This is a genomic window from Hyphomicrobium sp. (assembly GCF_051860585.1).
Lineage (GTDB): Bacteria > Pseudomonadota > Alphaproteobacteria > Rhizobiales > Hyphomicrobiaceae > Hyphomicrobium_C.
In genome coordinates, this window is record NZ_JBHYDS010000008.1 from 149,751 (window position 1) to 173,641 (window position 23,891).

Here is a 23,891-nt window from a genome sequence, read left to right on the forward strand (position 1 = left end):
TCCCGCCCCCGGTGTAAGACGCACCGAGTGTAAGACGCGCCGAGGGTAAGACCGGCGGCACACGCCGGGACGGGGAAGGGACCATGCTGACATGACCACGCACTCCGTCATCTCGTGGGCGCTCATCCTCGGGCTCGGTCTCGCTGGCGCCGTCTATGCCGCAGACACGCGGGAGCCGCTCGCGCTTCTCGGCGCAGCCGGCATCGTCAATCTTCTGCTGGTCGCCGTGGCCCTCAGTGAGCGGCGCACCTTGATCGCCGCCGGCGCCGCCGCCAGCAGGATCGAAAGCGTGACGGCCCGCTATATGGGGCTGATCTGGATCTGGGGCGCTGGAGCGCTGGTGCTCGTCTACACGCTCGTCCTCAAGTGGCGCGAGTGGCCGCTGTTCTCGGCATTCTTCGCCGGCGCCGGCCTGTTGTGCTTCGCTTTCTCGGCTCTGCTCGCGAAGGACGCGGCCAAAGGCAAGGACGACGCCACGATGCTGCGGCTGGGCCGCTACATGGCCATTGGCCAGCTCGCGGGCATGATCGTGACGATGATCGGTCTCGCCATCGACCCCGATAAGGAATTCCTCGACACGTCGGACGTCGACTGGGCCGGTAATGGAATTTTCCTCTTTGGCGCCTTGGCCTTGGCCATCGTCTCGGCCCACGCATTGATTGACGGCAAGAAAAATTCACCCTAGTCAAGAAGCTTGCATGAACACCCACCTGCCGAGCGGATCTTACGTACCGGGAATCTCCCTGCGGCCCTTGCTGCCGTGGCTGCTGATGGCGTGCGCGCTCAGCATCACGATGATGGTGCTCGGCGCCGGGCGCGGCGATCATTTCCTGCCCGCGCTGTCGGCCGGCCTGCTTGTGGCGCTGCTGGTCGGCACTGGTCTCGGCATTAACGCGCCGCTCTGGTCGCGCAACGGCAGCTTCCCGTCGCGCTATGCCGGCCTCGATGCTGTGCGCGAGGCCATTCGTTGCAACATCTGGCTTGCCGCGCTCGTCTACGCCTGGGGCGCGTCCGCCCTGTTCGGTGTCTATTCGCTCTCAGACCTCACGTGGCGCCATGCCTTCCAGTATGGCACCGGCGCCGCCGTGTTCGCCGCCTCGCTCGGTTTGTACGGGCTGCGGCTCGGCCAGGTGCGCACCATGCCGATGCCGCCCCTTCTGCTCACGGTCGCGCACGGCGTCGCCGTCGCCGTGGGGCTGCTCTACATGATCGGCACCGGCAAGCTCGCGACGGCCAAGGGCGACTGGGCGGCCAACGAAGTGTTTCTGTGGGGTGGCGTGGCGATCTTCGCGCTGTGCGTGATGTCCGCCGTCACTCAGACGCGCATCATTCGTGCCGGAATAGCGGGCGACGCTTCTCGGTAAAGGCGGCCATGCCTTCCTTCTGGTCGTGCGTCGCGAACAGGGCGTGGAAGGTACGCCGCTCGTAGCGGATGCCTTCCGCCAGCGTCGTCTCGAAGGCGCGGTTCACGCAATCCTTGGTCATCATCGCCGCCGTGAGCGACATCGACGCGATTGTCTCGGCCGTCTTGAGGGCATCCGCCAGCAGATCGGCCGCCGGCACCACGCGCGCCACCAGCCCCGCCCGCTCGGCCTCCGCGGCATCCATGTTCCGGCCCGTGAGGCAAAGCTCCATGGCCTTCGCTTTTCCGACCGCGCGCGCCAGCCGCTGCGAGCCGCCCGCGCCCGGCATGATGCCGAGCTTGATCTCGGGCTGGCCGAACTTTGCGGTATCGGCCGCGATGATGAAGTCGCAGCTCATGGCGAGCTCGCACCCGCCGCCGAGTGCAAAGCCGGCCACCGCCGCGATCACCGGCTTACGGCAGCGTGTAATGCGCTCCCAACTGGCGATGAAGTCGCCCTTGTAAGCCTCGATGTAGCTCTTGGACTGCATCTCCTTGATGTCCGCGCCGGCCGCGAATGCCTTCTCGGATCCGGTGAGCACGATGGCGCCGATCCCGTCATCGGCCTCGTAGCCGTCGAGCACGGCGTTGAGTTCGCCGATCAGTTGATCGTTGAGCGCATTGAGCTGTTGCGGACGGTTCAGCGTGATTAGCCCGACGCGGCCGCGCGTTTCCGTGAGAAGGGTCTCGTAGGCCATCGCAACCGCCTTTCAATGCTGACAGACGGGACAGAAAAAGCTCGATCGCCCGCCCTGGATGCTGCGACGCACAGTGCCCCGGCAGCCGGGGGTGAGGCAAGGCTCGCCAGCGCGCCCGTAGACGCGAAAGGTCTTTTGGAACGATCCCGTGCTGCCATCCGCTTGCCGATAATCGCGCAGCGTCGATCCGCCTGCCGCCACCGCAGCCGTCAGCACGTCGCGGATGGCGTCGGTCAATCGCTCGGCATGAGGCGTGGGTTTGCCGGTCCGGGTCGCAAGCGAGGCCGCGCTGCGCGACGGCTTGAGCCGGGCCATATACAGGGCTTCGAGCACATAGATGTTGCCGAGCCCCGCGACGTTGCGTTGGTCCATGAGGAACGCCTTGAGGTCGACCCGTCGCCCGGCCGCGCGGCGCGCGAGATAGGCGGCGGTGAGGTCCGGCGACAGCGGCTCGACGCCCAGGCCGGCTAGGGCGGGATGCGCGGCGAACTCGGTCTCGGGGATCAGCAGCATGTAGCCGAACCGGCGCGGGTCGGAATAGATCACGCGCCCGCCGCCCTCCATCTCGAACACCGCATGCGCGTGTTTGCCATCGTCGCCAGTCTCGTGCGGGTTCTCGTATTCGTAATCGCCCAGCAGGTGCGGGCGGTTGTCCCCGCGCGCCTGCACGTGAAAGCGGCCGGTCATGCCGAGATGCATGACGAGAGCTTCCCCGGTGGAAAGATGCGCGACGAGATACTTCGCGCGCCGCGCCAGGCTCGAGACGCGGGCGCCCGTGAGCCGTTTGACGAACCGGTCCGGGAACGGAAATCGAAGGTCCGCCCGGTTGAGGATCACCCGTTCGATGACACGGCCGGTCAGCGCGGGCTCCAGCCCCATGCGAACCGTTTCGACCTCAGGCAATTCGGGCATGCGCGCTCCCGGCGCTCCGCGCGCCCAATCTAAAGCGAGCTTCGCGGCGGCGAAAACTCATGAATGTCGCGAGCAGCTAAGCGGAGACGGGGCAAAGCGCAAGATCGGCCAATCGAGATCGGCCAGTACTGCCAGGCAAGAAAAGCCACCCTTCACCGGACCAGGAACAGCGGGCCTTCGAGCAGCTCGGCGAAACGCGCCGCCTCTTGGTCGGTGGGTGTCAGCCGCCCCCCGAACCGCGAGATCACGAAGCCGGCGCCTTCACGGCACATCAGTCCGGCCACGTCGCTGGCGCTGTGGCGCGCCATGTCGATGACATGCAGCCCGACGGCAGGATCGGACCCGAGCGCAAGCCGGATCTGGCCCTCCGTCCAGTCGCGACGGCTCTGATCCTGATCGAGAAGCCACAGCCGCGCGTCGCCGCCCGTCGCGCGCGCAATACGCTCGGCGGCGCGCATCATCGGCGCAAGGCGCTCGAGTTCTTCCACGACGGCAATCACCGGCCCCGCCGTGCGCTGGGCATTGGCTCCGGCAACGACGATGCCGGTCGTCGCCTGCACCGCATCGAACAGCTCCGCGAAGCCCGGCCCGCCGGACCCCGAGCCGTCGCCGCTCCGCACCGGTGCACCGACCGTGACGACATTCCAGGGCCCGTTCTCCGTGCACGCCCGTGCCAGCGCCCCAACCGGATCGGCCCGCATCACGCGCGCATGCGCGACCACGTCCGCGGCGTGCGCCCGCGCCAGCACACGGCGCTGCAGGGCGGACGCATGCGTTTGCATGTCACGCGCCAGGGCATCCATCGAAAACGAGCGCGTGCGCCGGCCCGAAAGCGAGATCTCGCGCGAGAACGGCAGGTCGGCGAGATCGAACAGTTGTCCGTCCTCGATGAAGAGACTGTCGATCTCGGATTGGAAAGCCTGCGCCAGCCGAACTGCGGCGTCGACGGCCATGTCGTGCGGTTCGCCCGACGCGCCGAGCCAGAGCACGACGCGGCCGCGTTGTTCGTCCGCGTGGGCGATGTGCGCGATCATGCGGACGCGTCGCGGGCCGCCGCGCCACCGGCCAATGCGCCGCCAGCTGCTGCGGCGTCCGTGCGCTCGCGTCCCGAGGTGAAGGCGCGTGAGCGTTCGGCAAAAGCGCGCAGCCGGGCCGCCACGCGGCCGTTGACCGTCGCGGCGCCGAACCCGTCGGCGCCTTTCTGGCCGGCTTCGAGGCCGGTCATCAGCGCGATTCCCTCGTCCACCGTCTTGATGGTGGACACGCTGAAGCGTCCCTCGCGCACCGCCGCCACGACATCCTCGCGCAGCATCAGGTGCTGGCGGTTCGCTTCGGGGATCAGCACGCCTTGCGTTCCGGAAAGCCCGCGCGCCGCGCACACGTCGAAGAAGCCTTCGATCTTTTCATTGACGCCGCCGACCGCCTGGATTTCTCCCCACTGGTTGACAGAGCCGGTCACGGCCAGGTCTTGGCGCAACGGCGCGTCTGCCAGCGCCGAGAGCAGTGCGAACAATTCCGCCGCGGACGCGCTGTCGCCGTCGACCACGTCGTAGGACTGTTCGAACACGAGCGTCGCGGCCAGCGCCAGCGGCGCATCTTCCGCGAACCGCCCGGCCAGATACCCCCAGAGGATCATGACGCCCTTGGAGTGCATGGGGCCGCCGAGCGTGACCTCGCGCTCGATGTCGGTCACGCGGCCTTGTCCGAGATGCACGCGCGCCGTGATGCGCACCGGCCGCGCGAAACTGAAGCCGTTCCGCTGCGCCAGCGAGAGCCCGTTGATCTGCCCGGTCTTGGAGCCGGACGTATCGACGAGCACGATGCCGCGTTCGATGGCGTCGTGCGCGTGCGTGCGGACCCGGTCGGCCCGGCGCGTGCGCTGGTCGAGCGCGCGCCGGATATCGTCGCCGGTGATGGTGTCGCGTCCGGCCTCGCCAGTCCAGTAGTCCGCCTCCTGCACGACGTCCGCGACCCGCCCGACTTCGAGCGTCAGCCGCTCGCGATGCTCTGCCAGGCGCGACGCTTCCTCGATCAGACGCGCGACGCCGGCGGCGTTCACGGGCTTGAGGCCGTGCATGTCCACCATCTGGGCGATCAGGCGAGCGTAGTCGCGGTCATTTTCCTTGGAGCGCGCGATCGTCTCGTCGAAGTCGGCCTGCACCTTGAACAGGCGCGTGAAGTCTGCGTCGGACTGTTCGAGCTGGTGGAACAGCTCGGCGTCGCCGAACAGCACGACCTTGACGGCCAATGGAATGCGATCGGGCGAAAGACCGCTCGGCGCGGGTTCACCTCCCGCCTCCGATGTGCAGGGCGCAATGCGGATCTCGCTGCTCTTGAGCGCCGCCTTCAGCGTCTCCCACGCCTGCGGCGCCTTGACGAGATCGCGTGCGTCGATCAGCAGCGCGCCGCCGTTGGCGCGATGCAGCGCCCCGGGCCGGATCGCGAGCGCCGGAGCGTCCGGATGACGCGCCGCCGCAGCCGCATCGAAGTGCCCGACGAGCGAGGCGGCCGTCGGAAGCATCGAAAGATCGCAGACGGGCGCACCAGTTTCGTCCGGGGCCCGCTCCGCCACCACGGTCACGAGATGGCGGGCGAAGACGCTCTTCTGCAGCGCGGTCGTCGAACGCGAAGGTGCGAAGTCGGACGCGAATTGCTCGCAATTGGCCACCAGGTCCGCTTCGAGACCGGCAATGAAGGCCGCGACCTCGGGCAGGTCCGAGAAATCCGCCGAGAGCGTATCGAGAGCCTCTTCGATCGGGCGGCGCGCGGTCTCTTCGTTGAGTTCGGCGACCTGCCGGCGATGATCCTTCTCCGCCTGGGGCGCGCGTGCGAGCAAGGCGCCGAGTTCCGTTTCGAGGGCGGTGATGCGCGTTTCCACGTCGCGCCGCATCGTCTCGGGCAGCTGGTTGAAGACTTCCGATTTGACGACCCGGCCGTCATGCATCGGCGCCATGCCGAAGCCGAGCGGCGTGCGCAGCACGGCGATGTTCTGTTGAGCGGCCTTGGACTGGATGATCGCGAGCGCATCGTCCTGCGAGGCCCGCAGCGCTTCGTCGATGGCGCGCCTGCGGGCGCGATGGTCCTCGCTGGCGAAGGCGGATGGTAGCGCCGCCAGCAGGTCGCGCAGCGCCGCGCTGACGCCCTCCGCCAGCGCGCGGCCGCGTCCGGCTGGGAGCGAAAGCGCGCGCGGGCGCCGCGGATCGTCGAACCGGTTGACGTAAACCCAGTCTGCGGGCTTGGGCGAGTCCGCCGCGACCTTGGAGACGTGCGCCCGGACGGCGGTGCTCTTGCCGCTCGCCGCCGGTCCGAGTACGAAAATGTTGAAGCCGTGGGCCTTCATGCTGAGGCCGAAGTCGACGGCTTTGAAGGCCCGGTCCTGACCGATCAGCTCTCGCGCCGGATCGAGGTCCGCCGTCGTCTTGAAGCCGAGCTTGTCGGGCTCGACCGTCTTACGCAGATCGGCGGCGGAAAGAGTGTGCGCCTCTGTCCGGCTGAGCAAAGCTGGAACGGCAGAGGCCGAATTCGCCTCGGCGGCGGGTGTCGCGCCGGCGGCGGGTTGGGCCCCATCGCTTTTCGCTGCCACCGGAGCGGGGGGCTGCTTGTCCTTGGTGAGCCGCTTGAAGAACATGAGAACCGCGCCTTCTTGAGGACAACTTCCGGGATACTCCGTGCAGAGGCGCGGAGCGCGGATGTCGATCCGAATGCGATGACCGGAGAGCCCGGGTGGGAGTTTGGTGGCAGTCCGAAATGGCAGATCAATGACCAGCATCGAGGACAGTGTGGAAAACGGATTTGACCGGCCGGATATTCCGCAGGCCTCGCACGGCGGCCCGCAATCCGATGCCGCGCGCGAGATCTGCCGGGGTGTGGTGCGGGTGTTGGCGGCGCATGCCTTTGCGGCGATCTCGGAGTTGCCCTTACCGAACGGGCGCCGTGCCGACGTCGCGGCGCTTGGGCCGGACGGCACGATCTGGATCGTCGAAATCAAATCGTCGATCGAGGATTTTCGCTGCGATCACAAGTGGCCGGAGTATCGCGATTACGCCGATCGGCTGTTCTTTGCCGTAAGGCCCGAATTTCCGGTCGACATTCTGCCTGACGACACCGGTTTGATCGCGGCCGACCGGTACGGCGGCGAGATTCTGCGCCCCGCGCCGCTGATGCGCATGGCGGCGCCGGTCCGCAAGGCGATGACCTTGCGGTTGGCCCGCGCCGCGGCGTCGCGATTGTCGGTCACGCTCGACCCGACGCTGCGCGCAGCCGTCGGGTTCGGGGTCGGAGATGTGTGAGGGTTACTTCGGTGCGCGCTTGGCGAGGATTCGCTGCAGCGTCCGCCGGTGCATGTTGAGCCGGCGCGCCGTCTCCGAGACGTTGCGGTTGCAAAGTTCGTAGACGCGCTGGATGTGTTCCCACCGCACGCGGTCGGCCGACATCGGATTTTCAGGCGGCGCAGCTTTGGCGTTGTGCGGCGCGAGCAACGCGTCCGTGACGTCGTCGGCATCGGCCGGCTTGGCGAGATAATCGACCGCGCCGAGCTTCACGGCCGAGACGGCGGTGGCGATGTTGCCGTAGCCCGTGAGCACCACGATGCGCGTATCCGGACGGACCCGCGTCAGTTCGGCGATCACATCCAGACCATTGCCGTCTTCGAGGCGCATGTCGACGACCGCGAATGCGGGCGCCTGCGCGCGGATCAGGTCGATGCCCTCGGCGACGGAATGAGCGCTGCGCACTTCGAAGCCGCGAAGCTCCATCGCGCGCGCGAGCCGCTGCAGGAATGGACGATCGTCATCGACGATGATGAGAGAGCGGTCCTCGGGCAGTTCGTCTTGCCGAAATGAAAGATCTTCTGTTTCCACCGCGCACCTCCCAGAAAGTGGGACTTATAAGCGTTCAATCAGCTTAGCCCAAGGGCAGTAGCAATTTTTATCATATCTAATCTCACTGGAAGAGCTTTCATAGTAAATGTCCGACAGCGAACACTGGGAAAAACCTTACAAGTGAAGAGTATCCGCAACTTATCTTAGAGTGTGTCGATGATTGGATCGCCAGGGCCCGACGGCTGGCGGCGGCGCGGCGGCGCCGGGCTGGCGTAATCGCGCAGTTCCACGGCCGCTTCGAAGGCTGCCCGCGGCCACGTGATCCGCACCACCGCGCCCTGCTCGGGCTCGGCCTTGTTTTCAAGGTGCAGCCGCGAACCCGAGCGCTCGAGCAGCGTCTTGGCGATGAAAAACCCGAGGCCCATTCCCGAGACTTTGTTGCCCCGCTTGTCCTTGCGGCTTCCGCCGCGCGTCGTGACATAGGGCTCGCCGAGGTTGTCGATGATCTCGGGCTTGAAGCCGGGCCCGTCGTCCGCGACCGTCACGGTGACGGTCTGGCCGTCCCACTCCGCACTCACCTCGACGCGGCTTTTGCAGAAGTCGGCGGCGTTCTCGATGATGTTCTCGAGCCCGTAGATGACGCCGGGGCGGCGCACGCCCTCCGGCAGCCGGGCGTCGGGGCCGGCCGCGCCTTCCGTGGGCGCAGCTTTGACGATGATGGACGCCCGCCCGCCGAGATAGGGCTGCGCCGCCTCGTGCAGCATTTCCTTGACCGTCAGGCTCGCGTGCAGCGGATCCTCGTCCGGTGGCTGACGGGTCAGCTTCTGCAGGATCTCGCGGCACCGCTGCGCCTGGCTGCGCAAAAGCACGATGTCCTCGTAGTGGGGACTGGTCTTGTCCATCTGCCGGTCGAGTTCGTTGGTGACCAGGGTGATGGTCGAGAGGGGCGTGCCGAGCTCATGGGCGGCCGCGGCGGCAAGGCCGTCGAGCGCGTGCAGCTTTTGCTCGCGCGCCAGCACCATTTCCGTCGCGGCGAGCGCCGCCGACATTTGCCGGCCTTCGTTGGTGAGCCGCCAGACGTAGAGCGCCAGGAAGGGCATCGACGCCGCCACGGCCGCCAGAATTCCGAGCTTATAGAGCGTCGGCAGAGTCAGAGGCGGATCCACATACCAGGGCAGCGGCATCGCGTGGAACGCGAGCACCGCCGCGCAGGCGAGCGCCAGGATGCCGAGACCGATCGTGCGGGCGAGCGGCAACGTCGCCGCCGAAACCGTGACGGGCGCCACCATCAACATGGTGAACGGGTTCATGATCCCGCCGGTGAGATAGAGCAGGGAAGCGAGCTGCACGACATCGTAGGCGAGCAGCGCCGTTGCGAAGTTGACGTTCAGCCGGTGCCGGGCCGGATAGCGAATAGCCAGGAACACGTTCACCCACGCCGAAACGGCGATGATGATGAGACACGGCCCGACCGGCAGGTCGAACCCCAGCCAGTAATAGACCACGCTGAGCGCGAGGATCTGGCCGATGACGCCGACCCATCTCAGACGGACGATGGTCTGCATGCGCAGCTGGCTGTCGCTGGCGTAGACGAGGCCGGAGTGAATGCGCTGGCTGAGTTTTTCTTGCACCGGAAATCTGCTTCAGTCCTGAGGGCGTTAAGGTGAAAACGGGATCGCCGGAAATATTAGCATAGCTTGCAAGCAGGCGATGGGTGATCCAAATAGGGCGCATCTGGATCAGCCGGAAGGATTAAACGTTCCGCCGGCCAATAGAAACTCTTTCGCTAGCCCGCGGTGGGAAAACACCCATGTCGAAACTGCCGAACAATGACACCCCGCCTACCGTTATGGGCGCGTCGCGAAAAGCGATCCTGCTCGCCCTTCTGATCGGGCTTGCGGCAGGCATTTTGACGGCGGTCCTGATCGCGATCGTGCCGGACGGCTCCGCGCCCTCCAAGACGGCCGGGCAGGCGTCGACCGGACGCGCCTTCATTGGCGGTCCGTTCACGCTCACCGATGGGAGCGGAAAGACCGTCACCGAGAAGGACTTCGCCGGTAAGCCGATGCTGGTCTTTTTCGGATTCACCAATTGTCCGGATGTCTGCCCTGCGGGGTTGCAGGTGCTTGCCGCCGCGCTCGACCGCCTCGGCGACAAGGCGCAAGGCGTGACGCCGTTGTTCATCACGGTCGATCCGGAACGCGACACGCCGGAGCTGGTCGGAAAGTACGCGAAGAGCTTCCACCCTCAAATCATCGGCCTCTCGGGCACGCCGGAGCAGGTCGCTGGCGCCGTTAAGGCCTACCGCGTCTATGCGCGCAAGCAACCGAGCGAGAGCGGTGGCGCCGACTACAACATGGATCACAGTTCGTTCTTTTATCTGATGGACGCGAGTGGCGCCTACGTGAAGCACTTCCCCTACAGCACCGACGCGATCAAGCTGGCGGACGATGTGGCCGCGCAGATTCAGTCGTCGGCTCAACCGGCGCGACTTTAGTCACGCGGATCGGCAATGTGCTTCGAATCAGTGCATTGTCGTCCCCTGGGGGACAGTAAATTTAGCCACATTGTGTAAGTTTCGGCGGCGATTGGCCGCGCTCCCGCTACCGGCGGTTTGATCGCAGTCGTGCGTTATAACCCGGCTGCGCATTACCTGCGGTCATCGCAGGTACGCAGCTTGAATGTGGGAGCTAACCCCCTTGCTCTATCACTGGTACGACATGAGCCATGCCGCCTTGAAGCCCGCCCGGGCCATGGCGGAATCGCTTCGCTTTCTGGTTGAGAGCCCGTTCAATCCGATGTCTCTGACGACGGCGGGACGCCATACGGTGGCCGCGCTGGAAGTCTTCGAGCGCACCACGCGCCGGTATGAAAAACCCATCTTCGGCCTGACGGAAACCCAGGTTGGACCGCGCGCCGTGCCGGTCGGAGAGGAGGTGGTTTGGGAACGCCCTTTTTGCCGTCTGATCCATTTCGTCCGGGACATGCCGGCCGCCGAGCGCGCCGCTAGTCCGCGCATTCTTCTCATCGCGCCGATGTCGGGACACTTCGCAACGCTCCTTCGCGGCACCGTCGAAGCGCTCTTGCCCGACCACGAGGTCTACATCACCGATTGGCAGGACGCGTCCGCCGTGCCGCGCTCCGCCGGACCGTTCGGTCTCGACGACTACATCGACTACGTGCGTGAAATGCTCGCGATCTTCAAAGGCGACGTGCACGTCTACGCCGTGTGCCAGCCTGCGGTGCCGGTGCTCGCCGCCGTCTCGTTGATGGAACAGGATCTCGATCCGAACGTCCCGCTGAGCATGATCCTCGCGGGCGGTCCCGTCGATACGCGCCAGAGCCCCACGGCCGTCAACACGGTCGCCGTCGAGCGCGGCACGGACTGGTTTGCAAACCACGTCATCACGTCGGTCCCCTGGTCTTACCCAGGCGCGGGTCGCCAAGTCTACCCGGGTTTCATGCAGCTTTCGGGCTTCGTCGCGATGAACCTCGAGCGCCACACGAAAGCGCACGAGGATCTGTTCCATCATCTCGTCACCGGCGACGGCGACTCGGCCGAAAAGCATCGCGACTTCTACGACGAGTATCTCGCCGTCATGGACCTGACGTCCGAGTTTTATCTCGACACCATCGATCGCGTGTTCGTGCGCCATCTGCTGCCGAAGGGCGAGCTGATGTATCGCGGCCGCCGCGTCGATCCCTCGAAGGTTCACCGCGTCGCCCTCATGACGATCGAAGGCGAGAAGGACGACATCACCGGGCTCGGCCAGTGTCGCGCGGCCCATGATCTGTGTAGCGAGCTCGACGACGGCCAGCGGCTGCATATCGAATGCAAGGGCGTGGGTCATTACGGCATCTTCAACGGTTCGCGCTTCCGCAACGAGATCGCGCCGCGCATCGCGCAGTTCGTTCGCTCGTTCGATCCGCGCGCCGAGTTGATCCCGGTGGGTCCGAAAGCGTCCCCTCGCCCGGCCGCCCAACCGGTCTCCGGCTACGATCCGTCCGCGGCGGCCTTCACGTTCGAGCCCGCTAACGATTCCGGACCCGTCGATCCCGCCGCCGGCAGCGCGTAAGGCGCCGCAACGGTCTTTAGAGTGCTTCCGGAAAAGTGGGGAGCGTCATGGCGAAGCCATGCAAGCAATGGTGTCCGATAAGAAGCACGATAAAACAAAGGGCTAGGGTCTTTCCGCGATTCAACCAAAACCGGAAAGACTCTAGGGGATCCAGCCCTTGTCGAGGTCCATCGCCTGCCGCGCCTTGGAGGCGCCTTGGCGGTCGAAATGCACGGCCGTCCAGCCGAGATGCGTGCCGGCTTCTTCCGAGGAGCGCGACCGCAGGCTGGCGAGGACGCTTTCGCCAGCCGCGACGGACATCGGTGTGAGAAGCGGGAAGAACAGCTGCTCCCAATGCGTGCGCGGCGCATCGGGCGCGGTCGACAGCGTGACGCCGGGCGAAAGCTCCGCCTCCCACCAGTACGCAAAGCCGTAGACCGTCGCCGCCGCGTCGAGCGTCCACGACGCTTCGCCCTTGCGCGCCGAGCGCGTGTCGGAGCCGAGCGTGACCGCGTCCCACTCCTTGGCTGAGCTGCCGCCCGCCAGCAGGTCGCCCGCCGTGAAGCTGCGCACGTAGACGTTGTTGAGGCTCATGGTGCGCGCGACCGCGAGGTCGATGTCGAAGCCGACGCCGTCCCAAACGGTGAGCTCGGTCCAGAAGCGATCCGAGATCACGGGCGCAACGAATTGGCGGATCCGCGCGGGAATGATGACGCCGCCATCCTTGAGATGGCGTTTGCGCGCGTCGGCGAGCGTGTCGATGATGTTTTCTTCGAGCGCATAGTTGCCGAGCGTTTCCGACACGACGACGTCAGCGCGTGGCGGATCGTCCATCTCCGTCGAATGGCAGGGAATGAGCTGGCATGCCTTGGCGCGGTTGGCCTTGAGCACCGCCGCGGCCACGCCCGCGACCTCGGCCGCTTCGTAGAGAAACACCTCGCGCGCGCCGAGCTTCGCGGCCATCAGGCCGATCAGCCCTGTGCCCGCTCCGATGTCGGACACGACGGTTTCGCCGCGCTTGATGACGGCGGCCATCGCATCGTGAAAAGCTCGATTGCGCACATGGTCGGCAATTAACGTGCGGTGGTATTCGATGCGCATGAAGGGCGGTTCCGGGGACGGGTCAGGCAGAGACGGGTCAGGCAGAGACGGGTCAGGCTGACGCGGTGGCGTGCCCTGGAGCGGTAACGGCGGATGACGGCTCCGAGACGGGTGCCGTTGTGTAGCTCAGGCCGCGGTCCTGCGCAAAGTGCAGCATCGCGCGTTCGGCAAGGGCCGTGATGGTCAGCAGCGGGTTGACGCCGAGTGACCGCGGGATCACCGCCCCGTCGATCACGTAGAGCCCGTCGTGCACGTCCGTGTCGCCGGCATTCGATGCGCCGTTGAACACGCGGCACTTGTGATCGACGACGCCGTCGCTGCGCTCACGTCCCATGCCGCAGCCGCCGAGCGGATGCGCGGTCGCGGGCTGATGTCCCATCACCGTGCCGGCCAGCGGGTTCTTGACGTACGAGCCGCCGCTCGCGGCCACGAGGTTCGAGAGGATCTTGTCGAGCCGCGCATAGACCGGCTCGTCCTTGGCATTGGCCCAGGAGAGCGCGAGCTGATTGTCCTCGAGCGAAAAGCGTCCCGATGCGCTGTCGTGCGAGACGGCGAAGAACGTCTGAAGATTGGCGAACGGCCCCTTGTAGACGCCGTTGATGAGGCTCTGCAGCGCGCCGAGCAAGCGCCCGTTCGGCACGAAGAGAACGGGCAGCACGGATGCGAACGCGGAGGGGAGCGCGCCTTCCTGCACGCGGACCTCGTTCGCGAGGATCTCGGCGTCGTGGAATTCGAGCTGGCCCGAAACTGCGGCGCCGACTTCGAGCCCCTCCACCTTCGACGGATAGCCGACGCCGACGGCATTCACCGTCGATTTCGCGCCGTAGCCGAAGGCGATGATGTCGCCGTTGGCGGAAAAGCGCTGCCCGATCTTGTCGGAAACGGCGAGCCCGGCATCGCGCGAGCGTAGCAGAATTTCCGTCGACCCGAGCGTACCCGCCGCGAGCACGACCACCGGCGCTTCGATCATGACTTCGGGCATCGTCCCGCGCTCCGGACCGACCACGCGGGCAGAGACGTGCCACAGGCCGTCCGCGCCCTTGCGGACCGTGTCGACCTTGAGCCCGGTGAACAGCTCCGCGCCGTGACGCACGGCATCCGGCAGGTACGTGAGCGCCACTGTGTTCTTGGCGCCGACGTTGCAGCCCGCGCAGCAGTCGCCGCAGCGGGTGCATGCGGCTTGCGCGACGCCCGCCGGATTGACGGTGTCCTCGAAGCTGACGGCGATGCGCGGCGCCACGATGGTCCCGCCGGCCTCGCCGGAGGCGCGGTCCAGCACCTTGTACTTGGTCATCTCACGTGCGCGCGGATCGGAGGCGGGACGCAGCCACTGCTCGGCGCGCCGGTAGCCTTCCTCGATGAAGCCGTCCTGCGCTACCTGCCCCGGCCACGCCTCATCGGTGAACACGCGCCGGTCAGGGACGAGCGAGACGCCCGCGTTGACGAGCGAGCCGCCACCGAGGCCGCAGCCGACGAGCACGTGCATATCGCGCCCGAGGCGCACATCGTAGAGCGCCTGCTCGGATCCCGTGCGAAAGCTCGCCCCGGTGACCTGGAATTCGTTCTTGAGTTCGGAAAATTTCTGCGGGAACTGGCCCGTCTGGATTTCGCGGCCGCGTTCGAGCACCGCCACGCGCTTGCCCGCGCGCGAGAGGCGCGACGCCGTGACCCCGCCGCCATAGCCGGAGCCAACGACGATCACGTCATAGCGGTGTTTCAGCGCGCTGAGCGGAGAAGCCAACCTAGACATCGCAAGTCCTATCTGTCGCAAGCGTGTCCGCCTCGCGCGTGCGCCGAAGCATCACGGCGGTCCGGAATGGCGGCCAACCTGCCGAGAGCGCTCCTGCGCCGCTGTTCCCGGCGTAACGGCCCGCCATCCCCGTCGTTACTCCCGTCTGCCGGCGACTGCAACGCGCCCGGCATAGGAAAAACAACGTGAGCTGATCGGGGTGGCATCCGTGTAACGATGTTGGCGGAAATTCTAGTGTCAGGAGTGGATTTCCGCCGGATTTTCCGCCTCTACTGTGTGTTCCTGAATGACGCCATGTGTCCGGGCTCTCTGAGACCCGGCTGGCGCGCTCCGCCCTGCGGCGGCGTGTTCCGCGTTTTCGGGAGAAACCGAGGCTTTAGCTCAGTGGTAGAGCGCCCGGCTTTTGCCGGGAGGTCGGGGGTTCAATTCCCTTAAGCTTCTCCAGTGGCTAGCTCAGTGGGTAGAGCACGAGACCGTTAACCTCGCTGTGGGGGGTTCGAATCCCCCGCCAATCGCCTCCAAGCGATCTCATTTGGGAAGCCAGTCGTTACTCCGGCCAACGTTTCGCCTCCGAGGCTTCGGCCGACGGGTGGGATGGAGGCAAGCGTCGAAGCGCTCCGCGTTCTTGCGGATACCGCCTCGCGGCAAAGCCGGAGCCGCACGGAACGCGTCGGCTGATCTTTCGGGATCGGCAGGCGACGATCGCGCGGTGGAAGGTCGAGCCGCGCGGCTCAAGCAAGGGCCCGCGTTTTCGTCGTGGCGTAGCGGCCGGCGACCTGCGATCGCGAAAGCTCGCGCACTGTATTTGAAGCCAACGGAGGTCTCATCGGCCCCGCAATTTTATTTCGGAGCGTTCCATGTCTCGCTTGAAATTCTGGACCACGGCCATCGTCAGGGATGACGAGCGCGGCATTCTGCGGCGCGACGGACGCTTCGAGAAGCTTCTGCAGCCCGGTCGATTCACGGAGCTGGACCTGATGGGCCAGCTTTCGGTCGAAATCGTCAAGGTTCTGCGGGCGGAGATCCTGCCCGAGCAGGCGCTGCTTCTCGCCAAGACCGAACCCGATCTCGCGCAGGAGAATTTCGTCATCGTCCAGCCCGGCCCGACAGAGATCGCCATCGTCTCGCTGGACGGCGATCCGAAGCATCTCGTGCTGCCGAACTCTACGCGGGCGTTCTGGAAGACGTTGACGACGGTTACCGTAGAGACGGTCGATACGGCCGAGACCTTGCGCGTCGAGAAACGCCATCTCGACAAGCTGGATGCGGGACGCTCCGGAAATGCCATCGTCTCGACGGTTGTGGAGGCCCACGAAGCCGGGCTGCTGTTCGTCGATGGCGTTCTGACCGAGCGCTTGACGCCTGGCCGGCATGCATTCTGGGCCGTCGGCCGCCAGGTGCGCGTGGCGAAGCTTGACCTGCGGCCCCAGCCGCTCGAGGTGACGGCGCAGGAAATCCTGACCAAGGATCGCGTCGGCATTCGCGTGACGCTGACAGCCTTCGCTCGAATCGTTGATCCCGAAAAGTCCGCGATGGCGTCGGGCGACGTCAACGCCACGCTTTACCGTCTGATCCAGTTCGCGATCCGCGAGGCGGTCGCCGCGCGGTCTCTCGACGAGATCCTCGCCGCCCGCGACACTATCGACCGTGAAGTGCGCGCCTATGTGTCCGAACGCGCGGCGGCCCTCGGCGCCGAGGTGGGAGAGATCGGCGTTAAGGATGTCATATTGCCCGGAGACGTGCGCGACCTCCTGAACAAGGTCGTTGAAGCCGAGCGCGTCGCCAAAGCCAACATCATCCGGCGCCAGGAAGAGACGGCGGCTACGCGTTCGCTGCTCAATACGGCGAAGCTCATGGAAAACAATCCTCTCCTGCTGCGCCTGAAGGAGCTTGAGGCGCTGGAGAAGCTGGTGGAGAAGGTGGGGCGCATCGATCTGCATACAGGGGCCGGAGCCGGCGCCTTCGACGCGCTGCTCTCCAACCTCTACAAACTGAGTGCCGACAAGCCCGCCGAGGGCTGAAACGCCGCGTAAGGGTTAACGCGCCAGGGATTGAAATAGGGACATTGAGGCGCGATATGACGAAGCGCGCGAAATTGCGCGCGCACCGGAGGAAAAGTCCCATGCACGTAACGATCGACGACGCCAAGAAGATCATCGAAGCCGCCCGCAAGGAGGCCGAGAAGACCAAAACCAAGATGTGTATTGCTGTCGTCGACAGCGGCGCCAACCTCAAGGCGTTTCACCGCATGGACGATGCCTGGGTCGGCTCGATCGATATCGCCATCAAGAAGGCGAAGACGGCCGTGTTCTTCGGCATGCCGACCGGCGCGATCGGTGGACTTTCGCAGCCAGGCGGCCCGCTGTACGGCATCGAGCACTCGAACGACGGCCTGATCACGTTTCCGGGCGGCCTGCCGATCGTGGACAACGAGGGCGTGCTCGTCGGCGCGATCGGCGTTTCGGGCAGCTCCGTCGAGAACGATCACAAGGTCGCCGCCGCAGGCGTGAAGGTGGTGGGCATCTCCGACCTCCCCGAGCATCCCTGGCGCACGTAATCCCCGCGCACCGGCGCGACGCTGCCATTATGCCCAAGCTCAAGCCCCTTCTGCCCCGCGCAGGAGGGGCTTTTCTTCGAGCGTGGTGCACACGATGTCGAGGTGGCGCGCTTCGGCGAGGATCTCGTCCAGACCGACGAGACCGTAGCAGGCGAAGGCGCCGCGCCGCGGCTCGAGGCCGGAGGCGAGCCGCCGCGCCAGCGCCACCGAGGCGAGCGCCGGCACATACGGCCCGTGGCCGGATCCCGCGACCAGCAGCCAGCGCAGGATTTTGCGCTGCCCGTTCGCGCCGGTGCCGCGCATTGCGACGATCATGCCGCCGCGGTTGCTGCCCCATCCGGAGAACGCTTTCTTGACCCGCAACAGCGCCGGCGCGAGCGGCGCGAGGCTGCGGACGATGCCGCTCCGCACCAGCCATGAAGCCGACCAAAGCCCGAGGTGGAACAGCGGCACCTCAAGTCCCGCCTGAAAGCGAACCGTGGCAAGTCCCGCTTCGTGCGCCGGAAAAAGGTCGAGATCCGGCACATCGACGTAGCCGACCCACCGGCGCTCCGCCTCGCCGAAACGGACCCGCCGCAGGCCTTGCCAGCCATGCACCGTCCGCCACACGCCACCGTCCAGGATGCGCAACGGCTGACCCACGCCGCCGAGCACCGACGCCACCGTGGCCACTCCGGGATCGAACGCATTGCCGGGCGAGATTGCGATGTCGAGGCATTCGAGCCGGGCGAACGCGTCGCGATGCTGCGCGACAACCGCGGACGACAGCCCCGGCACCGAACTCGCGCCCGTCACCGCGAGCACGTCGGCCGCCCGCGCGGCGCCGTCGAGGCTCGGAAACCCGGCGACGAAATCCCGCGCATCGGCAAGGTCGATGTAGTGGCATGGCGCGGCCAGCGCCGCCTGTGCAAGCCGGGTGTCCGAGCCCTGGTACGGACCCGCGGCGTTGATCACCAGCGCCGCACCGATCTTCGCGATGTCGTCGCCCGAAACCTCAGTTGCATCGAGAACGGCAACGCCGGTCGACCGCTTGGACGCACCGGAAAGTTCGCGGGCTTGGGCATCGAGCGCGCTGCGCGTCCGGCCGCCGAGAATGACCTCGATGGCCGCGTCGCGCACGAGAAGCTCTGCGATGCGGGCGCCGAAGGCACCCGTGCTGCCCACAATCAGGACCGGAAAGCGCTGCACGGTAAGGTCCCGCTAACCATGACGGAAGGTTGGAGAAAATAGATCAAATGCATCGCATTTGGGCAGCGCTTCGCAGGATCCGCGTTGCACGAGTCGATCGCTCCACTTTGGACGCCGCTTTTTGCCAGCGCAACGAGCAGACGTTAATCGCAGCTTACCGAATACACGTCCGGACCCCATGCGTGCTGCCCGCTAAATATGCATTTGTGGTCTGATTTGAAGGGCTTCCGCGCACACGGCAGCGCCCGCTAAAAACGGGTCTTTAAGAGGCCTGCCGGATAGTGGCCGCAGAAAATTGCATCTTGCGCGGGTACTTCGATGAATCGCCGGAAATTCGACAAGCGGCTGCAGGGCGACGGGCGGAGGCCTTTGCGGGCGGCCCTCAAAGTCCTGAGCGGCGACGTAGCCACGCGCCATGGCGCGGATGCGGCAGCGCAGATTTCGGAACTCGAAGCAGCTCTCGGGACGGCGCGCACGGCCGTCGACGCAGCCCGCACCGCCAGCGCCCGTCTCCGCGAAGCCTTGGAAATCCTACCCCAGGGAATCGTGTTCCTCGACGCCGAGGGTCGCTACGTTCTCTGGAACGAGCAGTATTCGAAAATCTACCATCGCACCGCCGACCTGTTCAAAGTCGGCGCGCGTCTGGCCGACACGCTCCGCGTCGGCGTCGATCGCGGGGATTATCCGTCCGCGATCGGTCGCGAAGAGGAATGGATCGCCGACCGCCTCGAGCAAATGATGACACCGACCGGACGCCATGAGCAGTGGCTGGCGGACGGCCGTTGCATTCTGATCGACGAGCGTCGCACCACGGACGGCGGCGTCATCGGCCTGCGCATCGACATCACCGAACTGAAGGAGCGCGAAGCCTCCTTCCGCCTCCTGTTCGAAGCCAATCCCGTGCCCATGTACGTCGTCGCACAGGCCGGCAAGGCGATCCTGTCCGCCAACGCGGCCGCGCGCGAACACTATGGCTATCCGGGCGATGAGATGATCGGCCGGCCCGTGCAATGCCTGCATGCAGCCGAAAGTCATGCCCATGTCGATGAGCTCTACAGCCCCGCGCCGGGCATCCTTCGCGACCAGTACTGGTCGCACCTGAAGCGCGACGGCAGCAAGATCGAGGTCGCCATCTTCTCGCAGGCGATCGTGCACGAGCGCGCCGCCGCCGTCCTCGTCGCCGCCGTCGACATCACCGAGCGCCGCCGCGCCGAGGCGCAGGTGGCCTATCTCGCCCATCACGATGCCCTGACCGGCCTCGCCAATCGCGCCCGCCACCTCGATCATGCAGCCGAGCTTCTGTCGGTCATCGCGCACGACGGCGGCATCGGGGCATCGCTCTGCATCGGCCTCGACAACTTCAAGGCCGTCAACGAAACGATGGGACAGGCCGCCGGAGATCTTCTGCTCCAGGCTGTCGCCCGCCGCATCAACCAGACGCTTCGTCAGGACGCCAAAGCGGCCCGGCTCGGCGGCGACGAGTTCGGCATCATCATGCCGGGCGTGGCCGACGTTGAAGAGATTAGCGCGGTGGCCAAGCGCCTGATCGAAGTGATCAGCCGGCCGTACATGATCCAGGGCCAGCCGATCGTCATCGGCGCCAGCATCGGCATCGCCGTGGCGCCCGGCGACGGCGACGAGGCCGACAAGCTCATGAAGAATGCAAGCTTGGCGCTCTCGCAGGTCAAGCAGCGCGGCAAGGGATCCTACCGCTACTTCGAAGCCGACATGAATGCGCGCGCCCAGGCGCGGCGCAAGCTTGAGCAGGATCTTCGCCTCGCCATCGAAATGGGCGGCCTGGACGTGCACTACCAGCCGCTCGTGTCGCTCACGACCGGCCATACGGTGGCGGCGGAAGCGCTCGTCCGTTGGCTGCACCCCGAGCGCGGCTACGTCTCGCCCGTCGAATTCATCCCCATCGCAGAAGAGTCCGGGTTGATCACGCGCCTCGGCGATTTCGTCCTCCGCCGGGCGTGCCATGACGCGATGGCGTGGCCGGAGCATATGCGCGTCGCCGTCAACATCTCGCCGGTACAGTTTCGCGGCGTCGACGTCTGCGGCATGGTCCACGCCGCGCTCGAGGCGAGCGGACTGGCGCCGGAACGCCTGGAGCTTGAAATCACGGAATCGCTGTTCCTCGACCGGTCGAACGTCGTGCTCGACACGCTTGACGCCCTGCGCCGCCTCGGCACGCGCATCGCCATGGACGATTTCGGCACCGGCTATTCCTCGCTCGGCTACCTCTGCAGCTTCCCGTTCGACAAGATCAAGATCGACAGGTCGTTCGTCAGCGGCATCTGCGGCAACGTCGAGAAACAGGCGGTCGTGCGCGCCATCGTCGGCCTGGGCGATACGCTGGGCAAGACCATCACCGCCGAGGGGATCGAGACGGACGCGGAACTGGCCTGCTTGCGCCATATCGGCTGCGAGCAGGGCCAAGGCTTCCTGTTCAGCAAGGCCCGGCCGCAGGCGGACATGCTGGCCTTCCTGACCAAACGCAAACCATCCAAGCGCGTCGCCTGACACCCCTCACTTGGGAGCGATTTGCATCGCTTTCGGCATCTCTCGTCATGGCGAAGCCATGGGAGAGCGAGCACGGTGAATTTCCCTCTCCCCTTGGGGAGAGGGTTAGGGTAAGGGGGCGCGAAAGTCGGAACAATCCTAGTGGTCCGATTTTCCGCCGCCCGGGCCGTGCCCCGCGATCCGATCCGAAAGCGCCAGCAGGACGCCGGAAACAACGAACACGACGTGGATCAGCACGAGCCAGAAGATGTCGCGGTCCGAGACCGTGTTGAGCGACATGAACTGCTTGAGCAGCTGGATCGCCGAGATGGCGACGATCGACGAGAGAAGCTTGAGCTTGAGGCCCGAGAAGTCGATGGTGCCCATCCACTCCGGCCAGTCGCGATGCCCGCTGTGGTCGATCTTCGACACGAAGTTTTCGTAGCCGGAGAAGATGACGATGACGAGCAGCGAGCCGGTCAGCGTCATGTCGACCAGCGCCAGCACGCCGAGAATGACCTCGCTCTCGGTCGAGGTGAAGGCGTGCGCCGCGATGTGAAACAGTTCCGCCAGAAACTTGATCAACAGCACGACGAGCGAAATCGCGAGGCCGAGATAGAACGGCGCGAGGATCCATCGGCTGGCGAAGATCAAAGTCTCCAGGGCTTTTTCAACTGGGTTCGTGGCGGGGTCCCGCATCGGATGTCTCTCGTTGGCCGGCTGATCGAAGATCAGGGTGAAATCAAGATTGAGATCAGGGTGTATGCCAAGCGCTGCCCGCGCCGCAAGGGCGGCAAACGTAGCCCCGCAAGCTGCGGCAAACGTGCGCGGCTGAAGGCATGGCCGCTGCTCAGCGCTGCTTTGCGATCTCGGGACTGCGGGGAATCACCGCCTCGGCGTGCGTCTTCTCAGCCGTCGTCACCGGCACCGGCTCCGGGCACCCCACATGGAGCGCGCCGAGCATCATGCCGCTGCGCGATTTTCCGCGCCCGCGCTTGTCGTCGGCCTCCGGGTCGGCGGAAGTCGCCTTTGGCCGCGCATCCTCGACGGTATATTGGCCTTTGCAAACGCTGACGCGCGGCGGGCGCCCCGTCCGCTCGAACGACGTGTAGCCGGGCTGCAATGAGGACCAGAACCCGTGCCATGGGCTGGTGGACCGGGCCGCGAGCGCAGCGTCCGTCAGGCGGAACGGAAACACGTGGATCGGCACATAGCGCTGCCCGCTTTGGATCGCCGCGGTGGCGAGGCCGTGAACTTCGCTCATCACCGGATTGGTCATGGCAAAACATCCGACCGACGAGCAGCCGCCGTGCATCAGAATGTAGGACCCGTCGCGGTTGAGCGCGCGGTCATAGGCGTTCGGGAATCCGAGATTGATGGCGCGCGGCCAGCGCCCGAGCCGGCGCAGCTGCCGCTGTGTCACGGTGTAGAAGCCTTCGGGCGTCTGCTTGTCGCCTTCCCGGAACTTGGGGCCGAGCGTGCCGGACCAGTGACAGATCGGATAGGTGGCGAACAGCACGAAGCGGTCGCCCTTCTCGATCCACATCTCGAGCTCGCTCGTCTCCTTGAAGATGCGCATCAGGATCGGCGCGCCGGACTTTACACCGGCCTCGGCAAGGCGCTCCTTGAGGCGAGCGGTGTCCGGCGTTTTTGGCAGTGGCAGGCGTCCGTCCGCAGCGGCGCGCTGGCGCTCGATCCGGTCTTCGGCGACGTCCTTGAGTTCGATCGTGATGGCGGAGGCCCGATCGGCAGTCAGGGCAAGACAGCCCGCCGCAAAGACAGCGCTGGCCGCCAGTCCGGCCGCACACCGTCCAACCGCAATCACCCATGAGCCCGGCTTCGCGCCAGCCATCTCTCACCCTGTCGAGGAATTACGCCCGCAGACTTACGCCCGAAAACTTACGCCAACAGATCGAAGCACGCGCCGGAGCGCCGCGAAACGATAGCTGTATTTTATCGATAATTCAGTCTTGCCGGCGCGAACCCGCTCGAAAAACAGAGCCGTGTGGATAACGTGCCGCGCGTCGGATGCCCCCGGCCGGTTCGGCCTAGGGGGCGGCGGGGGGCGGCGCGGCCGGGCAGCCCGCCTCGATGGGGCCGCTGCCATCGTAGCCCTCACCGCCGGGCGCGAAGGCATAGCTTTTCCCGCACACGCTGACCTTGGGCGGCGTCTGGCTGGCCTCGAACAGGTCGTACCCAGGCTTCAGGCTGGTCCAGAAGGCGTGCTGCGGCGAGGCGATGTGACGGCTGAGGTTCTTCTCCGTCAGCCGGAACGGGTACACCTGGACCTGGAACCGCGGCTGCTTGCCGCCGAGCGCGGCCGTCACGAGGCGCCAGATTTCATCGATGACCGGGTTCGTCATGGCATAGCAGCCGATGGAGCCGCAGCCCCCGTGCACCATCAGCAACGATCCCGTCCGCCCGGACGCGCGATCGAACGCGTTCGGAAAGCCGAGGTTGAACGATCGGTGCCAGGCGCTGTTCGGATTGAGCGCCTGCTTGTCGACGGTGTAGAAGCCCTCGGGCGCCTGCCGGTCGCCGGTCTTGATCTTCGGCCCGAGTTCTCCCGACCATTTGCAGATCGGATACGTGGCGAAGCGGTGGAAGCGGCCATCCCGCATCAGCCAAAGCTCGAGTTCGAATTCGCGTTTGAAGATGCGAAGCAGAACCGGATCGCCGGCGGAGACGCCATGCGCGGCGAGCCGGCCGTTGAGGTCGCTGAGATCGGGTGTGCCCGGCAGCGGGATGCCGAAACGCGAGGCCGTGACGCGCCAGTATCTCTGCAGGCCGATCCAGTCCCGCTCCGCCTCGACCGGGCGGGCAAGCGCGTAGACGCCCGCCACGACGGGGACGGCGATCAGCAGCAACAGGATCAGGCGGAAACCGGCCTTCAAAGCTCTCACAGC

At 66.0% G+C, this 23,891-nt stretch carries 20 protein-coding genes and 2 tRNA genes; 10 read left to right on the plus strand and 12 right to left on the minus strand.

Annotation, left to right across the window (positions count from 1 at the left end; translation table 11 throughout):
• The first annotated feature begins 91 nt into the window (after positions 1–91).
• Positions 92–685, plus strand: coding sequence for a hypothetical protein (locus tag ACTIFK_RS14105; RefSeq protein WP_439543715.1), 594 nt, complete (start codon positions 92–94; stop codon positions 683–685).
• Positions 686–698: 13 nt separating this feature from the next.
• Positions 699–1,364, plus strand: coding sequence for a hypothetical protein (locus tag ACTIFK_RS14110; protein WP_439543716.1), 666 nt, complete (start codon positions 699–701; stop codon positions 1,362–1,364).
• Here the strand turns inward: ACTIFK_RS14110 and ACTIFK_RS14115 are convergent.
• The 4 genes from ACTIFK_RS14115 to ACTIFK_RS14130 all read right to left on the minus strand — a co-directional run bounded on the left by ACTIFK_RS14115 (position 1,327) and on the right by ACTIFK_RS14130 (position 6,640).
• Positions 1,327–2,100 (minus strand): enoyl-CoA hydratase, encoded by a 774-nt coding sequence (locus tag ACTIFK_RS14115; RefSeq protein ID WP_439543717.1) that lies wholly within the window; start codon positions 2,098–2,100, stop codon positions 1,327–1,329. The genes ACTIFK_RS14110 and ACTIFK_RS14115 overlap by 38 nt on opposite strands.
• A 12-nt stretch (positions 2,101–2,112) precedes the next feature.
• Complete coding sequence (mutM, locus tag ACTIFK_RS14120) at positions 2,113–3,012, minus strand: bifunctional DNA-formamidopyrimidine glycosylase/DNA-(apurinic or apyrimidinic site) lyase (RefSeq protein WP_439543718.1); 900 nt, start codon at positions 3,010–3,012, stop codon at positions 2,113–2,115.
• A 152-nt stretch (positions 3,013–3,164) separates the two neighbouring features.
• A complete protein-coding gene (locus ACTIFK_RS14125) occupies positions 3,165–4,046 on the minus strand; it encodes a hypothetical protein (RefSeq protein ID WP_439543719.1) in 882 nt (293 codons plus the stop codon).
• Positions 4,043–6,640, minus strand: a complete 2,598-nt coding sequence (locus ACTIFK_RS14130; RefSeq protein WP_439543720.1) for a Lon protease family protein — start codon at positions 6,638–6,640, stop codon at positions 4,043–4,045. The genes ACTIFK_RS14125 and ACTIFK_RS14130 overlap by 4 nt, the downstream gene beginning before the upstream one ends.
• A gap of 130 nt (positions 6,641–6,770) precedes the next feature.
• On the opposite strand from ACTIFK_RS14130, the gene ACTIFK_RS14135 reads away from it, so the two are divergent.
• Positions 6,771–7,301 carry an MmcB family DNA repair protein gene (locus tag ACTIFK_RS14135; protein WP_439543721.1) on the plus strand — a complete coding sequence of 177 codons (531 nt, stop codon included), beginning with the start codon at positions 6,771–6,773 and terminating at the stop codon, positions 7,299–7,301.
• Positions 7,302–7,304: 3 nt separating this feature from the next.
• Here ACTIFK_RS14135 and ACTIFK_RS14140 read toward each other — a convergent pair whose 3' ends face one another.
• Together ACTIFK_RS14140 and ACTIFK_RS14145 are read right to left on the minus strand one after the other, a co-directional pair.
• The gene (locus ACTIFK_RS14140) at positions 7,305–7,871 is read right to left on the minus strand and encodes an ActR/PrrA/RegA family redox response regulator transcription factor (RefSeq protein ID WP_291152724.1); all 567 of its coding nucleotides are present in this window, start codon (positions 7,869–7,871) and stop codon (positions 7,305–7,307) included.
• A gap of 164 nt (positions 7,872–8,035) precedes the next feature.
• Positions 8,036–9,463, minus strand: coding sequence for an ActS/PrrB/RegB family redox-sensitive histidine kinase (locus ACTIFK_RS14145; RefSeq protein ID WP_439543722.1), 1,428 nt, complete (start codon positions 9,461–9,463; stop codon positions 8,036–8,038).
• 179 nt (positions 9,464–9,642) lie between these two features.
• Here ACTIFK_RS14145 and ACTIFK_RS14150 point away from each other — a divergent pair, with 179 nt between their 5' ends.
• Together ACTIFK_RS14150 and ACTIFK_RS14155 are read left to right on the plus strand one after the other, a co-directional pair.
• Positions 9,643–10,329 carry an SCO family protein gene (locus ACTIFK_RS14150; protein WP_439543723.1) on the plus strand — a complete coding sequence of 229 codons (687 nt, stop codon included), beginning with the start codon at positions 9,643–9,645 and terminating at the stop codon, positions 10,327–10,329.
• A 184-nt stretch (positions 10,330–10,513) separates the two neighbouring features.
• Positions 10,514–11,908, plus strand: coding sequence for a polyhydroxyalkanoate depolymerase (locus ACTIFK_RS14155; protein ID WP_439543724.1), 1,395 nt, complete (start codon positions 10,514–10,516; stop codon positions 11,906–11,908).
• A 141-nt stretch (positions 11,909–12,049) separates the two neighbouring features.
• On the opposite strand, the gene ACTIFK_RS14160 is transcribed toward ACTIFK_RS14155, so the two are convergent.
• Entirely contained in the window at positions 12,050–12,988 is a 939-nt protein-coding gene (locus tag ACTIFK_RS14160; RefSeq protein ID WP_439543725.1) for a 50S ribosomal protein L11 methyltransferase, read from the minus strand.
• A 52-nt stretch (positions 12,989–13,040) separates the two neighbouring features.
• Positions 13,041–14,738 (minus strand): GMC family oxidoreductase, encoded by a 1,698-nt coding sequence (locus tag ACTIFK_RS14165; RefSeq protein ID WP_439543726.1) that lies wholly within the window; start codon positions 14,736–14,738, stop codon positions 13,041–13,043.
• A 370-nt stretch (positions 14,739–15,108) separates the two neighbouring features.
• Between ACTIFK_RS14165 and ACTIFK_RS14170 the strand changes: the two genes are divergently transcribed.
• The 4 genes from ACTIFK_RS14170 to ACTIFK_RS14185 all read left to right on the plus strand — a co-directional run bounded on the left by ACTIFK_RS14170 (position 15,109) and on the right by ACTIFK_RS14185 (position 17,295).
• Positions 15,109–15,182, plus strand: a tRNA-OTHER gene (locus ACTIFK_RS14170).
• Between the two features lie 2 nt (positions 15,183–15,184).
• Positions 15,185–15,259: transfer RNA gene (locus tag ACTIFK_RS14175), tRNA-Asn, on the plus strand.
• 336 nt (positions 15,260–15,595) lie between these two features.
• Positions 15,596–16,759 carry a slipin family protein gene (locus ACTIFK_RS14180; RefSeq protein ID WP_439543727.1) on the plus strand — a complete coding sequence of 388 codons (1,164 nt, stop codon included), beginning with the start codon at positions 15,596–15,598 and terminating at the stop codon, positions 16,757–16,759.
• Positions 16,760–16,860: 101 nt separating this feature from the next.
• Complete coding sequence (locus ACTIFK_RS14185) at positions 16,861–17,295, plus strand: GlcG/HbpS family heme-binding protein (RefSeq protein WP_439543728.1); 435 nt, start codon at positions 16,861–16,863, stop codon at positions 17,293–17,295.
• Between the two features lie 39 nt (positions 17,296–17,334).
• Here ACTIFK_RS14185 and ACTIFK_RS14190 read toward each other — a convergent pair whose 3' ends face one another.
• A complete protein-coding gene (locus ACTIFK_RS14190; protein WP_439543729.1) occupies positions 17,335–18,483 on the minus strand; it encodes a saccharopine dehydrogenase family protein in 1,149 nt (382 codons plus the stop codon).
• Positions 18,484–18,801: 318 nt separating this feature from the next.
• Between ACTIFK_RS14190 and ACTIFK_RS14195 the strand changes: the two genes are divergently transcribed.
• Positions 18,802–21,006 (plus strand): putative bifunctional diguanylate cyclase/phosphodiesterase, encoded by a 2,205-nt coding sequence (locus ACTIFK_RS14195; RefSeq protein ID WP_439543730.1) that lies wholly within the window; start codon positions 18,802–18,804, stop codon positions 21,004–21,006.
• A 138-nt stretch (positions 21,007–21,144) separates the two neighbouring features.
• Here ACTIFK_RS14195 and ACTIFK_RS14200 read toward each other — a convergent pair whose 3' ends face one another.
• The 3 genes from ACTIFK_RS14200 to ACTIFK_RS14210 all read right to left on the minus strand — a co-directional run bounded on the left by ACTIFK_RS14200 (position 21,145) and on the right by ACTIFK_RS14210 (position 23,888).
• On the minus strand, positions 21,145–21,684 hold the full coding sequence (locus ACTIFK_RS14200; RefSeq protein WP_439543731.1) for a TIGR00645 family protein: 540 nt from the start codon (positions 21,682–21,684) through the stop codon (positions 21,145–21,147).
• 151 nt (positions 21,685–21,835) lie between these two features.
• Positions 21,836–22,837, minus strand: a complete 1,002-nt coding sequence (locus ACTIFK_RS14205; protein ID WP_439543732.1) for a L,D-transpeptidase family protein — start codon at positions 22,835–22,837, stop codon at positions 21,836–21,838.
• Positions 22,838–23,033: 196 nt separating this feature from the next.
• On the minus strand, positions 23,034–23,888 hold the full coding sequence (locus tag ACTIFK_RS14210) for a L,D-transpeptidase family protein (RefSeq protein WP_439543733.1): 855 nt from the start codon (positions 23,886–23,888) through the stop codon (positions 23,034–23,036).
• Positions 23,889–23,891: the final 3 nt, after the last annotated feature.

Bases quoted from the DNA above. Each gene is read 5' to 3' on its own strand.
- ACTIFK_RS14105 (WP_439543715.1), top strand. From the start codon at position 92: ATGACCACGCACTCCGTCATCTCGTGGGCGCTCATCCTCGGGCTCGGT.
- ACTIFK_RS14110 (WP_439543716.1), top strand. From the start codon at position 699: ATGAACACCCACCTGCCGAGCGGATCTTACGTACCGGGAATCTCCCTG.
- ACTIFK_RS14115 (WP_439543717.1), bottom strand. From the start codon at position 2,100: ATGGCCTACGAGACCCTTCTCACGGAAACGCGCGGCCGCGTCGGGCTA.
- mutM (WP_439543718.1), bottom strand. From the start codon at position 3,012: ATGCCCGAATTGCCTGAGGTCGAAACGGTTCGCATGGGGCTGGAGCCC.
- ACTIFK_RS14125 (WP_439543719.1), bottom strand. From the start codon at position 4,046: ATGATCGCGCACATCGCCCACGCGGACGAACAACGCGGCCGCGTCGTG.
- ACTIFK_RS14130 (WP_439543720.1), bottom strand. From the start codon at position 6,640: ATGTTCTTCAAGCGGCTCACCAAGGACAAGCAGCCCCCCGCTCCGGTG.
- ACTIFK_RS14135 (WP_439543721.1), top strand. From the start codon at position 6,771: ATGACCAGCATCGAGGACAGTGTGGAAAACGGATTTGACCGGCCGGAT.
- ACTIFK_RS14150 (WP_439543723.1), top strand. From the start codon at position 9,643: ATGTCGAAACTGCCGAACAATGACACCCCGCCTACCGTTATGGGCGCG.
- ACTIFK_RS14155 (WP_439543724.1), top strand. From the start codon at position 10,514: ATGTGGGAGCTAACCCCCTTGCTCTATCACTGGTACGACATGAGCCAT.
- ACTIFK_RS14160 (WP_439543725.1), bottom strand. From the start codon at position 12,988: ATGCGCATCGAATACCACCGCACGTTAATTGCCGACCATGTGCGCAAT.
- ACTIFK_RS14165 (WP_439543726.1), bottom strand. From the start codon at position 14,738: ATGTCTAGGTTGGCTTCTCCGCTCAGCGCGCTGAAACACCGCTATGAC.
- ACTIFK_RS14180 (WP_439543727.1), top strand. From the start codon at position 15,596: ATGTCTCGCTTGAAATTCTGGACCACGGCCATCGTCAGGGATGACGAG.
- ACTIFK_RS14185 (WP_439543728.1), top strand. From the start codon at position 16,861: ATGCACGTAACGATCGACGACGCCAAGAAGATCATCGAAGCCGCCCGC.
- ACTIFK_RS14195 (WP_439543730.1), top strand. From the start codon at position 18,802: ATGAATCGCCGGAAATTCGACAAGCGGCTGCAGGGCGACGGGCGGAGG.
- ACTIFK_RS14200 (WP_439543731.1), bottom strand. From the start codon at position 21,684: ATGCGGGACCCCGCCACGAACCCAGTTGAAAAAGCCCTGGAGACTTTG.
- ACTIFK_RS14205 (WP_439543732.1), bottom strand. From the start codon at position 22,837: ATGGCTGGCGCGAAGCCGGGCTCATGGGTGATTGCGGTTGGACGGTGT.